Source organism: Brevundimonas sp. FG8, from assembly GCF_057808845.1.
Window position 1 is genome coordinate 456,827 of record NZ_JBMDIU010000003.1, and the last position, 13,254, is coordinate 470,080.

Genomic DNA, 13,254 nt, shown 5'->3' on the forward strand with positions numbered 1-13,254 from the left:
TTTTCCGTCGCCGAAGACGTGCGACCAGTCGGCGGTTCAGAAGCGCCGCCACAGGCCCACGACCAGGCCCGACACGTCCGGAGCCTCGCGCCCGGAAAGCGTGGTCCGCCAGCCCAGCTGGGCGCTCCAGTTTCCCATGCGGCGGACGACCGAGCTTTCCATCTGGATCCAGCGCGGGCCGTCATTGTCCGCCTGACCGGCGTAGACCTGCGTCAGGGTCATCCAGTCCTGACCGAAATGGGCGCCGAGGGTGGCGTCGACGCGGGTTTCATGCGGCAGGCCGCTGCGCATCCGGCGGGCGACCTCCAGGGTCACGAAGCCGGAATCGGCGGTGTAGTTCAGCCATTTCATCTTGCCGTAGGAGCGGCCGAAGGCGGCGCGAACCTCGAAGTCCTGGTTGCCGGCGCCCGGCGTCGCATAGCCGGCGTTGCGCCCGGCCCCGGCCTGGGCCACGCCGCCGTACAGGGCGACGGCGGTGTTGGTGTTGCGCCAGACCTGCCAGTTGAGGCCGATCTCGAGCGGGCCGGTCCCCTCATAGTCGACGAAGGCGTCCCGCCCGGACTGCCAGTCGCCCTTGAACTGAACGCCGAGACGGGCGGTGAGGCCATATTCCGCGAAGACGGAGATGAAGGTCTCGCGCCGTTCGGCGGGCATGGGCATGGACACGCCATTGGGGTCGAAGCCCTCGGTGGCGCGCATGTCCTCGTACTTCAGGATGACCTGACCGTCGCCCTTGGGCATGACCCAGGGCCCCGCGGCGGCGGGAGCGGCGACCGCGAGGGCCGCCAGCGTCAGCAGCAGCCCCCCGGCCGGCTTCAAGTGTCGTAGCCGGGCGACTTCCTGTCGAGCATACGCAACGCGCCCGGCCAGGCGAGGGCCGAAATGAAACCGAGACCCTTGCCCTGCTCCTTTGTCTCGGCCTGGGCCGCATCGGGAGCGAACAGGACATGCTCACGACCGCCGGACAGGGCGGCGACCTGCTGCGCGCAGGCGCGCTCCAGGAAGAAGATGCCGATCCAGGCCTGAGCCGCCGTCTGGCCGGTGGCGAGAGTGCCGTGGTTGCGCAGGAGCATCAGCGGCCTGTCGCCGAGGTCCGCCACCAGACGCTCGCGCTCGTCGTGGTTCAGCGCCAGACCTTCATAGCCGTGGTAGGCGACCTGATGCTGGAGCAGGCAGGCGTTCTGGCCGATGGGCAGAAGGCCCTCCTGCTGCGCGGCCACTCCGACGCCGGCGACCGTGTGCAGATGGATGACGAAATGCGCGTCCTCGCGGGCGCCGTGGATCGCCGAGTGGATGGTGAAACCGGCCGGATTGATGAAGCTGTCGGTCTCCTGAACGATGTTGCCGTCCAGATCGACCTTGACGAGGCAGGAGGCCGTCATCTCCTCGAAATACCAGCCGTAGGGGTTGATCAGGAAGTGATGCTCGGCCCCCGGCACACGGGCCGAGATGTGGGTGAAGATCATGTCGTCCCACCCGTGCAGGGCGACCAGCCGGTACAGCGCCGCCAGTTCGACGCGCACCTTCCATTCCGCCTCCGAGACCTTCGACCGGATCGATGTGATCGCGCCGTCCGCCATAGCCGTGTTCCTCGCCTGATTTTTGTTATCGGCCTTTACATACCTCGCACGCTCGCGCGGACGTTGATCTGCGTCAAGATTCAGGTTCCGTTAACCGCGTCTTTAACTTGCGAGCGTTACGGTAAAGCCGCCTGAAACCATATCGGCTTTCCGGAGAGGTTTGTGACCGTCCTCGTCCAGCTCAACCCGTCGCGGGAACCGGAACGCGCGCCGCGCGCCGAAGACCTGCTGTCGCTGGCCCGGAACAACAGCCCGGACGCCCGCCAACGGCTGTTGCTCGGCGTGATGGCCCTGTGCGACGCCAGTCCGCCGGACGGGCAGCTGTCGCCGATCCTGGGCGAAATCTTCCTCTATCTGGCCCGTCAGGCCGAGCGCGACATCCGCAAGGTGCTGGCCGCCCGTCTGGCCCACGCCGACTGGGCCCCGCCCGCGCTGGTGAATGTACTGGCGCTGGACGAGATCGAAATCGCCGCCCCGTTACTGGCCTCCAGCCCCGTGCTGCGGGACGAAGACCTGCTGCAAATCCTGATCGAGGCGTCCCTGGACCACCAGATCGCCGTGGCTCGCCGTCCGCGCCTGAGCGGCCGGGTCGCCGACGCCGTCATTGAACAGGCCGTGCCCGCCGTTCTGGCCGCGCTGGCCACCAATCGCACCGCCCAGATCAGCGGCGAAGGCTTCCGCCGTCTGGTGGAGCACTCGCGCCGTGTCGCCGCCCTGCGCGGCCCGCTGTCACGCCACCCCGGCCTGAGTCAGGCGCTGGCCGAGCAGATGTATCACTGGGTCGGCGCCGCCCTGCGCGAGTCCATCGCCACCCGCTTCCAGGTCGATGAGCGCAAGTTCGGTTCGGCGGTCTATGACGCCATCGAGGGCGTGATCCGCAGGGACCCGAACGAGCCCGTTCCCGTCGATACGCCCGAGCGCGAGGAGATGGAGCGTCGGCTGGTGATGAAGCTTCAGGCCGCCGGCCAGCTGAAGCCCGCCATCCTGATCCGCGCCGCGCGCGAGCGTCGCCTGTCGCTGGTGGTGCACAGCCTGTCGGCGCTGGGCGGCTTCACGGTCAATCAGGTGCGGCAGGCGCTGAACGCCCCCACGCCCGAGCCGATGTACTACGCCTGCGCCGCCATCGGCATCGACCGGGCGGTTTTCCCCACCCTGCTGACGGAACTACGCAAGCTGAATCGTGGCCTGCCCGGCGATCAGGGCGATCCGATCTGGCAGCGCGGCGCCCTGTCACACGCCTCGGCCGCCCGCGCCTTCCGCGCGCTGGTGGCCCCGGACCCGACCGAACAGCGCATCGCCGTTTGACTTCATCCTCACGCTCGGCTTGCGTGTCCCGGTGACCTCGACATCCGATCCCGCCCCTCGCCTCGCCTTCGTCGCCTCGGATCGCCCCGAGGCGCAGGAGGCGCGTGAACGCCTGATCGCCCTGTACGGCGCGGTGCGCGAGGACGAGGCCGATGTGATCATCGCCCTGGGCGGCGACGGCTTCATGCTGGAGACACTGCATACGGTCATGGAGCGCCGGACGCCGGTGTTCGGGATGAACCGCGGCTCGGTCGGCTTCCTGATGAACGACTATGAGGAAGAGGGCCTGCTGGAACGTCTGTCGGACGCCGGGCGGGCCGTCATCCATCCGCTGCAGATGGACGCCTGGACCGAGACCGGGCAGGTCCACAGCGGTCTGGCGATCAATGAGGTCTCCCTGCTGCGCCAGACCCGCCAGAGCGCCAAGATCCGCATCAGCGTCGATGACCGGGTGAGGCTGGAAGAGCTGTCCTGCGACGGCTGTCTGGTGTCCACGGCGGCGGGCTCGACCGCCTACAACCTGTCGGCCCACGGACCGATCATCCCGCTGGACTCGCGGGTGCTGGCCCTGACCCCGATCAGCGCGTTCCGGCCCCGGCGCTGGCGCGGCGCCCTGCTGCCGCATCAGGCGAAGGTCTGTTTCGAAATCCTCGAGGCCGACAAACGCCCGGTCAGCGCCACAGCCGACAATTTCGAGGTCCGGCGGGTCACGCGGGTCGATGTGCGCGAGCGCCGGGACATCGCCCTGACCATGCTGTTCGACGCCGGACGGTCGTTCGAGGAACGTGTTCTGGCCGAACAATTCGCGTCCTGAACCTTTCCCAACCGCCGTGCACGGCTTCTTAAGCCCGTCCATGCGACCATGGTCGTCAGGTATTTTCGGGAGCGCGCCCTTGAGCAACTCGGCCCAGGTCATTCGTCCGCCCAACACCCTTCGCATGAAGGTCGGCGGAGCTTTCGGCGGCATCGACGCCAATGCGATCGCCAAGGCGGAAGAAGCCCTCAAGGCCATGTCGGCCCAGTTCGGCCAGTGGCTGCAGGACGAGATCGTCAAGCTGGACAAGGCCCAGTCGGACATCCGCGCCCAAGGCTATAACGCCCAGACCGCCGAAGCCCTGTATTTCCGCGCCCATGACCTGAAGGGTCTGGGGACCACCTACCAATACCCGCTGGTGACGCGTCTGGCCGGTTCGCTGTGCAAGATGATGGACGATCCGGCGAAGCGCATGGCCGCGCCGATGGTGCTGATCGACGCCCACATCGACGCCATCAAGGCCGTGGTCCGGGACCAGATCCAGACCGATGACCACCCGACCGGCAAGGTTCTGGCGGAGACGCTGGAAGCCAAGGTGGCCCAGCACTACGCCTGAGCCAGATTCAGGATTGAGAGATTGAAACGCCCGCCCTCACCGGCGGGCGTTTTGCTGTGTACGAGATGAAGCGCATGAGAGGAGCGCGGACCTCCAGGTCCGCAAGACTGTCGGCGATCAGTGACGGCATCCGTTTTGTTAAAGATGCGGACCGGAGGTCCGCGCTCCTTCACAGCCTATGCGGCGGCGCCGACAGCGCCACGCGCCGGGGTGGGGGCCTGATCCAGACGTTCCATCAGATAGGCGAGGTCTTCGCGCGGGGCGTTCGGGCGCTGGGTCAGGAAGCGCTCCAGCATCTGCTGGCGGAAGGCGTCGTCGGTAGTGTCCACGCCCTCGGCCTGAAGCGCGCGCCAGGTGTCGACCCCGGCGCGGAAGGCCTGGAACAGGCGCGGCGGCAGGCCGGCGCGGTCATAGATCGCCTTGAGACCCAGCGGCCCGGCATCGTGGATCATCAGCCATGCGCGCGAATGCGGCGCGCCGGCCAACTCGGCCAGACCATGCTCGAACAGCGCCATCTGTCCCCGCGCCAGCGCGCGCAGCAGCAGGGAGCCGGTCAGGGCGCGACGACCGTTCAGCGTGGCGACGAAGCGCGGCAGATCCGCCTGTGTCGAGGCCTGATCGACCAGATCGACCGTCGCCCGCTCACGCGCGAAGGAGGCCAGACGGATGGCGGTCTCGGGGGCCACGGCGTGGCGGGTGACCAGATGCTCGCGCACGGCGTCGGACGCCAGCTCGATCAAACGTTCGCTGACCGACAGGGGCAGGACCTGACGATAGGCCAGAGCCGCGATAATTTCAGGCGTATCGCCGAAGCGGTCGACGCAGCGGCCCAGCGCCGTCTCGGAGATGTCCGCGTTGTCGTTGGCGGCCAGCGTCCGCACGGCGGTCTCGCCCCCGACCTCGGCCACGGCGTCGGCGACGTCGCGGCTGACGCGGGGACGACCGGCCACGGCGGCCTGACGCACAGGCGAACCGGCGCGGACGATCTCGATCAGGTCCTCGTCCGTGAAGGCCGGAGAGAAGTTGATCAGCGGCAGGGCCACGCTGTCCACGTCCGCCGCCAGACGACGGGCCACGTCACGCGGGATCAGGTCCGAGGCCTTCAGCGTCACCGCCATGGCCCGACGCACCAGCTCGGCGGCGTCATTGGCCAGCAGGCGAAGGATTTTCCGGGCCGCCTCGCGCTCCTGATCGTCCAGCCTGGCCCGGTCCATGTTGCGGCACAGCTTGTGGGCGGCGGCGGCGCGTTCGTCCTCGTCGGCCGAATGGATCAGACGGCGGATGTCGATCTCGGTGAGGCGGGCGCGAAAGGCGGTCATGAAACGCTCAGGGTCTGACTTTGCGACAGCATCAGCCCGTCATCGTTAACGGGCGGTTCACCATGGCCGGATTCGGCCCTACGCGTTCGTACTATCGCCCGGGCCGAAGGCGCCGCCGAAGCCGCCGCCCTTGCCCTCGCCGTCCTGCCCCAGCAGCAGGGCCAGCAGGCTTTGATCCTGCTTCAGGCGATCCAGCCGCGCGGCCAGCATCTGGTCCCGCTCGGACAGCGGCGGCGCGGCGGGCTCGATATTGCCTGAACCGGCGGCGGGCGCGCCGTCGCCGGCCGAGCGTTGCAGATTGGCGTGAACCTCGGCCACGGTCGCCGGACGGCCGTTGCGGTAGAAGATCGAGCGGTTCGCCGCCGCCGCCTCGGGGAAGATGGACGCCGCGCTGGAGCCGGGCCTGCGGTCCATGGCCTCCATCAGCTGGGCCGCGCCCGCCGGGCCGAGGAAGTGGGCCGCGTAAAGATCGCCCGCCCCCGGCTCGCGCCCTGTGCGGCCGCGCAGATAGGCGGCGTTCTGGGCCGTCAGCTCGGCGGCCATGGTCGAGGCCGCCTGCGGGTCGAAGCGCAGGTCGAGCACCACATTGCGCGCCGACCCCTCGACCCGCCATCGCCCGTCCGACCCGCGATAGATCAGGTCCGCGTACTGGCCGTACCCATGCTTGGCGCCGTGCTGCTTCACCGTCGCCAGCCAGGTCTGCTCAATGAACTGGAACAGCCCCGCCGCCGACGAGGTCGGGGCGCGCGCGGACGGGTTCATCGCGCTTTCGCGACGCGCCGTGCGCACGAGGAAGTCGGCGTCCACACCCGTCGCGCTCGACGCACGCCGGATGGCCGCCTCTACCCCGCCTGACGATGGAATCGCCCTGATGGTCATAATCGTTAACGCTGGAGAACTCTGGTTAACGAGCCCTTAACGTGACGGAAAAGCCACGTTCTCCGAGCCGCCCAATTCCGCCTGCCCCTCGCCGCAAACCCGCCCCAACGGCAGCGCTCCACTTTCATCCGGGAGTGCTGCGGGGGCAGCAGAACAGGGATGAAGGCCATGATGATCAGAACCGCAGGCGGCCCCGGACTGGTGAGCCCCATCGACTTCCACGAGCGCAAGACTCCGCGCCTGTCACGCTCGGCCTGGGCGGCGATCGGCCTCGTGGCCGCGGCCCACGTCGGGGTGGGGATTGCGCTGTATTATCAGCGCTTTGAGATGCCGGAACCGGTCGTGGCGGAGCCCCCGAGCTCGGGCCTCTTCTTCGAACTGCAGCGGCCGCCGGTGATCCCGCCGGACGAGGTCGAACGCAAGCCGGTGGCGCCCAACCCACCGCTGAATCCGACCGCCCCGCCGACCACGCCGACGGACGTGATCCATGCCGAGACCAGCCCGGACGCCACCGCCACGGACAGCACCACCCTGACCTTCACAACGCCGGTCTCTGATTCTGTGGATGACGCCAAACCGGCGGTCGAACCCCAGCCGCCGCAGCCGCCCGCGACTCGCGTGATCCGCAATCCGACCTGGATCAGCCAGCCGACCGGCGACCAGCTGATGCGGGCCTATCCGGACCGGGCCCTGCAACGGGGGCTGGCCGGTTCGGTGACACTGAACTGCATGGTCGAGGCCAATGGGCGGGTCTCGGCCTGCGCGGTCAGCAGCGAGACGCCCGGCGGCAACGGCTTCGGCACAGCGGCCCAACGGCTGGCGCGCTACTTCCAGATCAATCCGCGCACCGTCGACGGGGCCGCGGAAGGGTCGCGGGTCGCCATCAACCTGCGCTTCGTGCCGCCGGCTGACTGACGAACCGCAGGGGCGAGAGGGCCGACGCGTCCGCAAGAGGCGCGCGGTCCTTGATCCCGTCGGCGACGATCGCGCCGACCATCGGCCCCAGCAGCCAGCCGTTGCGGCGCGGGGCGAGGGCCAGGAACAGGCCCGGCGTTCCGGTCACGCCCGCGATGGGCAGACCGTCCGGCGACGCGCCGCGCACGCCGACGCGCGGCTCGCCTGCCTGCCCCTCCCCGCCGACCAGCGACAACCCGTTGGCGGCCTGTTTTGCGGCGATCTCCGTATCCGGCTCAAGACTGCGGTCGCCCGACTGCATGGTGGCGCCGCACAGGGCCCCGTCCGCGGTCGGCGTCGCATAGCCGCCCGGCCCGCGGATCACCTGAGCCGGGACCGCGCAGCGGATCGGCGTCAACTGGCCCCGGATCGGCTCGATGGCTTTCACCACCGCCGTCACATCATCGGGCAAGCCGTCCAGAGCCGCCGCCGCGCCGGTCGCCAGCACCAGCGAGGGCGCTGACCATTCGCGGCCGTCGTCGGCGGTCGCCGTCCAGACGCCGTCCGCCTGCGAAAGCCGTGTGACCGTAGCCTCGATGCGGGTGACGCCGGGGATGGCGGACAGCTGACCCAGCGCGGCCTGCGCCTCGATCCGCCAGTCGTCGGGAGTGAACAGCCCCTCCCCCGCCCGCCCGGCGGCGAAGCCGAGGGCGTGCAGGCGGGCGACGGCGGCGTCCGGATCAGCCCCGCGCCACTCCGCGCCGTCCAGGTACAGGGTCAGGCCGTGTCGGCTCGCGAAGGCGGGCCACAGGTCGCGCCCGCGCTTCAGCAGGGCGGCATGGTCCGGCGACAGGCCGTCGATCAGGCTTTCCATGGCCGGAGCGATCATCCCCGCCGCCGCCGAAGAGGCGTTGGAGCCGCCGGGATCCAGCACGGTCACCGCATGACCGCGCGCGGCCAATTCGGCGGCGCTGGACAGACCCAGCACCCCCGCGCCGATGACGATCACATCCGGGGAAGAAGACACGGCGGGTCACATCGACCCGCCGCGCTTGTTTTGCAAGGGCGCTATCGCTCGCGACGCGGTCGCTCGCTGCTTGAGCGAAGGTTTGGCGCTAACGCTCGAGACGCGGTCGCTCGCTGCTTGAGCGGCGACCGCGCCTGATTTGCTACTCCGCCGCGATGGCGGCGGCGCGGCGGGCGTCGATGCGGGCGGTCAGGGCCGCGTGCTGGTCCCACAGGGCCTTGGGCAGGCGGTCGCCGAAGGTGGCGTAGAACTCGGGGATCAGGGCGGCTTCCTCGGCCCAGACCTCGGCGTCCACGTCCAGCAGGGTCGACAGGTCGGCGTCCGACAGCTCAAGGCCCGACAGGTCCAGCGCCTCGACCGACGGCACGCGACCGACCGGGGTGTCCACGGCCTCGGCCTTGCCGTCCAGACGTTCGGCGATCCACTTCAGCACGCGGGCGTTGTCGCCGAAGCCCGGCCAGATGAACTTGCCGTCCTCGTTCTTGCGGAACCAGTTGACGAAGTAGAGGCGCGGCAGTTTGGAGGCGTCCGTCCGGCCGCCCATCGACAGCCAGTGGGCGAAGTAGTCGCCCATGTTGTAGCCACAGAAGGGCAGCATCGCGAACGGGTCGCGGCGCAGCTCGCCGACCTTGTTCTCGGCGGCGGCGGTGCCTTCCGAGGCGACCGTCGAGCCCATGAAGACGCCGTGCTCCCAGTCGAAGGCCTCGGTGACCAGCGGCACGGCGCTGGCGCGGCGGCCGCCGAACAGGATGGCGTCGATGGGCACGCCCTTCGGGTCTTCCCATTCGGGCGCGATGGTCGGGCACTGATGCGCAGGGGCGGCGAAGCGGGCGTTGGGATGCGCGGCGGGCTGGCCCGAGGCCGGATCGTGGGCCGCGCCCTTCCAGTTGGTCAGCCGGGCGGGGGCCTCCTTCGTCAGACCTTCCCACCAGACATCGCCGTCCTCCGTCAGGCCGGTGTTGGTGAAGACGGTGTTCGAGGCCAGCGTCGCCAGCGCGTTCTGGTTGGTGTTGCGGCTGGTGCCGGGCGCCACACCGAAGAAGCCCGCTTCCGGGTTCACAGCGTAGAGGCGGCCGTCGTCGCCGAAGCGCATCCAGGCGATGTCGTCGCCCACCGTCTCGGCCTTCCAGCCGGGAATGGCGGGCTGGAGCATGGCGAGGTTGGTCTTGCCGCAGGCCGACGGGAAGGCGGCGGCGATGTATTTCGCCTGCCCTTCCGGATTGGTCAGCTTGAGGATCAGCATGTGCTCGGCCAGCCAGCCCTCATCGCGGGCCATGACCGAGGCGATGCGCAGGGCGTAGCATTTTTTGCCCAACAGGGCGTTGCCGCCGTAGCCCGAACCGTAGGACCAGATCTCGCGGGTCTCGGGATAGTGGACGATCCACTTGTCGTCGTTGCAGGGCCACGGCACGTCGGCCTGACCCTCCGCCAGCGGCGCGCCGAGGGTGTGGACGGCGGGCACGAAGACACCGTCGTCGCCCAGCACATCCAGCGCCGGCTGACCCATGCGGGTCATGATGCCCATGGAGACGGCGACATAGCCGCTGTCGGTGATCTCGACGCCCAGCGCGCTGATCTTCGAGCCAAGCGGCCCCATCGAGAAGGGCACGACATACATGGTCCGGCCGGCCATGCAGCCGTCGAACAGGCCCGCCATTCGGGCGCGCATCTCGACCGGGTCGGCCCAGTTGTTGGTCGGACCGGCGTCGATCTCATTGGCCGAGCAGATGAAGGTGCGGCTCTCGACGCGGGCGACGTCCCGGGGGTCCGAAGCGGCGTAATAGCTGCCCGGACGCTTGACCGGGTCCAGCGCCTTCAGCGTGCCCTTGCCGATCAGGTCGGCGACGATGGCGTCCTTCTCGGCCTGCGAACCGTCGCACCAGTGGACGCGGGCGGGCCTGGTCAGCGCCGCGATCTCCTGAACCCAGGCGATGAGCCCGGCGTGACGGGTCGGGGCCGGCAGAAGGCCGGGGATCGAGTGGGGCATGGTGGTCTCCTGAACCGTCTGGCCCGGAGGTCTTTGCCGCCCCCGTGACCGCTCCCTTGTGCGCGGTGTTCACGCAGTGTTTCAGCCGGAATGACACCGAACCCGGACCATCGTCAACCGGTGCAACTTTGTGCCTGTGGGACCGGTTCGCCGAAGCCCGTCCCGCACTTTCCGGTCGCGAACCGGGCGCGGTCGGGGTATCCGGCGGCCATGCAGACGATGGACGACCTGACCGCGACGCCCGAAGGCGGACTGAACTCGCCCGCCTCGATCCGCAACGCCGGGCCGATCCTGGAGGTTCTGAAGGCGCACATGCCCGCGCGCGGCCGGGTGCTGGAGATCGCGGGCGGCAGCGGCCAGCACTCCGTCGCCTTCGCGGCCGGACTGCCGGGACTGGACTGGACGCCCAGCGATCCGTCCGCGGAGGCCCGAGCCAGCATGGCCGCCTGGGCCGCGCAGGCGCAACTGCCCAACCTGAACCCGCCCGTCGCGCTGGACATGCTGGACGAGACCGGCTGGCCGACCGCCAGTGTCGAGGCGATGGTCTGCATCAACATGATCCACATCAGCCCCTGGGCGGCGACCGAAGGGCTGATGCGACTGGCGGGGCGGACCCTGCGGCGCCCGGGCGGCCTGCTGGCGGTCTATGGCCCCTATCGTGAGGCGGAGGTCGACCTGGCCCCGTCCAACGCCGACTTCGACGTCAGCCTGAAGACCCGTAACGCCGAGTGGGGCCTGCGCGACCGGGATGACGTGATCGCCGAGGCGAAGACGGCCGGGCTGTCGTTCACCCGAAGGATCGCCATGCCGGCCAACAACATCATGCTTCTGTTCCGGGCGGTCTGAGATGGCGTGGACGAAAACCTATGACGGCGCCGAGCCCGTCCGGATCAACAAATGGCTGGGCCAGTCGGGCGTCTGTTCCCGGCGCGAGGCCGACGCCCTGATCGCCGACGGGCTGGTGTCCATCGACGGCGAGGTGGTGCGCGACGCGGGCCGCAAGCTGGAGACGGGTCAGACCCTCACGCTGAGCGATGCGGCGACGGCCCAGCTGGCCGAGGGCATCACCGTCGTGATCCACAAGCCGGTCGGCTATGTCTCCGGTCAGCCCGAGCCCGACAAGCTGCCGGCCATCCGCCTGATCAGCGCGGGCACCCAGGTCGGACCCGGCGAGGTTCCGGGCGACGTCTCCCTGCCCCCCATCGGGCGGCTGGACGAGGACTCTCGCGGCCTCCTGATGCTGTCGTCCGACGGGGTGGTGGCCAAGGCGGTGATCGGGCCGGAGTCCGATCTGGACAAGGAATATCTGGTCCGCGTCACCGGCGACATCACCGAGAAGAAGCTGAAGATGCTGCGTCACGGCCTGATGCTGGACGGCCGCCAGCTTCGCCCTGCCTACGTCAGTCGGATGGAGTCCCACCGGCTGAAATTCATCCTGCGCGAGGGCCGGAATCGTCAGATCCGCCGGATGTGCGAGATGGTCGGGCTGGAGGTCACCGACCTGCTCCGCGTCCGCATCGGCCCGCTGAAGCTGGACAACCTGCCCGAGGGCAAATGGCGGATGCTGACGGCGGAAGAACGGGACGCACTGATCCGGGGCGGTCAGGCCGGCTCGTAGGTCAGCAGGATGGCTTCCGCGCCGATGCGCTCGCTGCTGACCAGATGCAGCGGCGGGCGCGGCCCGGCGAAATAGGGCGCGCCGCCGCCGGTTACATAGGGGTGCAGATAGATGCGGTACGCGTCGATCAGGCCCATCTGGCCGAGACTGTGCGCCAGTTTCGGGCCGCCGACCTCGATCTCGCCCTCGACTTCCGTCTTCAGTTCGCGGATCGCCGCCTCGACGTCGCCGGAGATCAGGGTGGCGTTGGGGCCGACCGATTTCAGCGAGTTCGACACCACCCATTTCGGATGCGCGCGCCAGCCTTCCGCGAACTCACGCTCATCAGCCGTCCATTCGGGGCGGTCCTCATCCCAGTAGGCCATGATCTCGTAGAGGCGACGGCCGTAGAGACTGCCCGCCTGCCCCCGCACCTGCTCGATGAAGTGGCGGAACAGGACGGCGTCGGGGGCGAAGGCGTCGTGGTCGACGTAGCCGTCCAGCGACTGGTTCATGCCGAAGACGAGACGGGCCACGTCAGGCGGCCCCCCCGGTCAGGGCCGGATTCTTCGCCTCGGCGGCGCGGAAGGGCTTCATCTGGTCCTCAAGCGCGCGCCTGAAGGCGGGACGAGCCTCGCAACGGGCGACATAGGCGGCCAGAGCCGGGAAGTCGGCGACGATGTCGGTGTGGCGCAGGTCGCGCAGGACGTGGGTCATCAGGATGTCGGCGGCGCTGAACCGGTCGTCGGCGAACCAGCGGCGGTCCCCCAGCGCGGTCTGCAGATCGCCCAACCGCCTGCGCAGGAAGGCCTCGACCTCCGGGCGGCGAGCCTTGGCCCAGTCCTTGTCGGCGTTGAACAGGTCGATGCCCGCCAGCTCGGCCACGAAGGGCTCGACGCTGTTCATGGCGGCGAACAGCCAGGTCATGACCATGGCCCGGCCCGCGGGATCGGCGGGCATCAGCTGGTCCGAGGTCTGGGCGATCCAGAGAACGATGGCCCCGCTCTCGAACATCTCGACCGTGCCGTCGCGATAAGTCGGAACCTGACCGAAGGGCTGCAGCGCGCGATAGTCAGGCGTCGCCTGATCCTCGAACCCGATCAGGTGGTCATCATAGCCCAGCCCGGCCTCTTCCAGCGCCCAGCGCACACGCAGATCGCGCACCGACCCCTGGGCGAAGGGCGGCACCCATTTGAACGCGGAGACCTGGATCATGGGACATTTCCTCTTGTCGGGCCCTGAGGCCGGGTCAGTTCTTGACGTTTGAGTTGATATCAACCTATCTCGGAGCATGTC

14 protein-coding genes are annotated in these 13,254 nt (G+C 69.1%); 6 read left to right on the top strand and 8 right to left on the bottom strand.

The window, feature by feature from the left end; translation table 11 throughout:
* Nucleotides 1-36: 36 nt before the first annotated feature.
* Nucleotides 37-819: a hypothetical protein gene (locus ACODRV_RS08520; RefSeq protein WP_488908032.1), complete on the bottom strand. Its 783-nt coding sequence runs from the start codon at nucleotides 817-819 to the stop codon at nucleotides 37-39.
* The gene (locus ACODRV_RS08525) at nucleotides 816-1,580 is read right to left on the bottom strand and encodes a class II aldolase/adducin family protein (protein WP_488908033.1); all 765 of its coding nucleotides are present in this window, start codon (nucleotides 1,578-1,580) and stop codon (nucleotides 816-818) included. The genes ACODRV_RS08520 and ACODRV_RS08525 overlap by 4 nt, the downstream gene beginning before the upstream one ends.
* A 162-nt stretch (nucleotides 1,581-1,742) precedes the next feature.
* On the opposite strand from ACODRV_RS08525, the gene ACODRV_RS08530 reads away from it, so the two are divergent.
* From ACODRV_RS08530 to ACODRV_RS08540, 3 genes are all read left to right on the top strand, one after another.
* Entirely contained in the window at nucleotides 1,743-2,885 is a 1,143-nt protein-coding gene (locus ACODRV_RS08530) for a DUF2336 domain-containing protein (RefSeq protein WP_488908034.1), read from the top strand.
* Between the two features lie 31 nt (nucleotides 2,886-2,916).
* Complete coding sequence (locus ACODRV_RS08535; RefSeq protein ID WP_141626310.1) at nucleotides 2,917-3,699, top strand: NAD kinase; 783 nt, start codon at nucleotides 2,917-2,919, stop codon at nucleotides 3,697-3,699.
* A 79-nt stretch (nucleotides 3,700-3,778) separates the two neighbouring features.
* On the top strand, nucleotides 3,779-4,255 hold the full coding sequence (locus tag ACODRV_RS08540; protein WP_168196800.1) for an Hpt domain-containing protein: 477 nt from the start codon (nucleotides 3,779-3,781) through the stop codon (nucleotides 4,253-4,255).
* Nucleotides 4,256-4,431: 176 nt separating this feature from the next.
* Here the strand turns inward: ACODRV_RS08540 and spbR are convergent, their stop codons facing one another.
* Nucleotides 4,432-5,574, bottom strand: coding sequence for a SpbR family protein (gene spbR, locus ACODRV_RS08545; RefSeq protein WP_141626308.1), 1,143 nt, complete (start codon nucleotides 5,572-5,574; stop codon nucleotides 4,432-4,434).
* Nucleotides 5,575-5,652: 78 nt separating this feature from the next.
* Entirely contained in the window at nucleotides 5,653-6,453 is an 801-nt protein-coding gene (locus ACODRV_RS08550) for a transglycosylase SLT domain-containing protein (RefSeq protein ID WP_141626307.1), read from the bottom strand.
* A 168-nt stretch (nucleotides 6,454-6,621) separates the two neighbouring features.
* Here ACODRV_RS08550 and ACODRV_RS08555 point away from each other — a divergent pair, with 168 nt between their 5' ends.
* Nucleotides 6,622-7,368 carry a TonB family protein gene (locus ACODRV_RS08555; RefSeq protein ID WP_488908035.1) on the top strand — a complete coding sequence of 249 codons (747 nt, stop codon included), beginning with the start codon at nucleotides 6,622-6,624 and terminating at the stop codon, nucleotides 7,366-7,368.
* Here ACODRV_RS08555 and ACODRV_RS08560 read toward each other — a convergent pair.
* The gene (locus ACODRV_RS08560; protein ID WP_488908036.1) at nucleotides 7,337-8,374 is read right to left on the bottom strand and encodes an NAD(P)/FAD-dependent oxidoreductase; all 1,038 of its coding nucleotides are present in this window, start codon (nucleotides 8,372-8,374) and stop codon (nucleotides 7,337-7,339) included. The two genes, ACODRV_RS08555 and ACODRV_RS08560, sit on opposite strands and share 32 nt — an antisense overlap.
* A gap of 142 nt (nucleotides 8,375-8,516) precedes the next feature.
* Nucleotides 8,517-10,361 carry a phosphoenolpyruvate carboxykinase (GTP) gene (locus tag ACODRV_RS08565; RefSeq protein WP_141626305.1) on the bottom strand — a complete coding sequence of 615 codons (1,845 nt, stop codon included), beginning with the start codon at nucleotides 10,359-10,361 and terminating at the stop codon, nucleotides 8,517-8,519.
* A gap of 210 nt (nucleotides 10,362-10,571) precedes the next feature.
* Here ACODRV_RS08565 and ACODRV_RS08570 point away from each other — a divergent pair, with 210 nt between their 5' ends.
* Together ACODRV_RS08570 and ACODRV_RS08575 are read left to right on the top strand one after the other, a co-directional pair.
* Nucleotides 10,572-11,207, top strand: a complete 636-nt coding sequence (locus ACODRV_RS08570; RefSeq protein WP_488908037.1) for a DUF938 domain-containing protein — start codon at nucleotides 10,572-10,574, stop codon at nucleotides 11,205-11,207.
* Between the two features lies 1 nt (nucleotide 11,208).
* On the top strand, nucleotides 11,209-11,979 hold the full coding sequence (locus ACODRV_RS08575) for a pseudouridine synthase (protein ID WP_488908038.1): 771 nt from the start codon (nucleotides 11,209-11,211) through the stop codon (nucleotides 11,977-11,979).
* On the opposite strand, the gene ACODRV_RS08580 is transcribed toward ACODRV_RS08575, so the two are convergent.
* Together ACODRV_RS08580 and ACODRV_RS08585 are read right to left on the bottom strand one after the other, a co-directional pair.
* On the bottom strand, nucleotides 11,964-12,494 hold the full coding sequence (locus ACODRV_RS08580) for a dihydrofolate reductase family protein (protein WP_141626302.1): 531 nt from the start codon (nucleotides 12,492-12,494) through the stop codon (nucleotides 11,964-11,966). The two genes, ACODRV_RS08575 and ACODRV_RS08580, sit on opposite strands and share 16 nt — an antisense overlap.
* Before the next feature lies 1 nt (nucleotide 12,495).
* Nucleotides 12,496-13,173 (bottom strand): glutathione S-transferase family protein, encoded by a 678-nt coding sequence (locus tag ACODRV_RS08585; RefSeq protein WP_488908039.1) that lies wholly within the window; start codon nucleotides 13,171-13,173, stop codon nucleotides 12,496-12,498.
* Nucleotides 13,174-13,254: the final 81 nt, after the last annotated feature.

Excerpts from the sequence above, each read along its gene's own strand:
- ACODRV_RS08550 (WP_141626307.1), bottom strand. The coding sequence starts at position 6,453 with ATGACCATCAGGGCGATTCCATCGTCAGGCGGGGTAGAGGCGGCCATC.
- ACODRV_RS08565 (WP_141626305.1), bottom strand. The coding sequence starts at position 10,361 with ATGCCCCACTCGATCCCCGGCCTTCTGCCGGCCCCGACCCGTCACGCC.
- spbR (WP_141626308.1), bottom strand. The coding sequence starts at position 5,574 with ATGACCGCCTTTCGCGCCCGCCTCACCGAGATCGACATCCGCCGTCTG.
- ACODRV_RS08585 (WP_488908039.1), bottom strand. The coding sequence starts at position 13,173 with ATGATCCAGGTCTCCGCGTTCAAATGGGTGCCGCCCTTCGCCCAGGGG.
- ACODRV_RS08570 (WP_488908037.1), top strand. The coding sequence starts at position 10,572 with ATGCAGACGATGGACGACCTGACCGCGACGCCCGAAGGCGGACTGAAC.
- ACODRV_RS08555 (WP_488908035.1), top strand. The coding sequence starts at position 6,622 with ATGATGATCAGAACCGCAGGCGGCCCCGGACTGGTGAGCCCCATCGAC.
- ACODRV_RS08525 (WP_488908033.1), bottom strand. The coding sequence starts at position 1,580 with ATGGCGGACGGCGCGATCACATCGATCCGGTCGAAGGTCTCGGAGGCG.
- ACODRV_RS08575 (WP_488908038.1), top strand. The coding sequence starts at position 11,209 with ATGGCGTGGACGAAAACCTATGACGGCGCCGAGCCCGTCCGGATCAAC.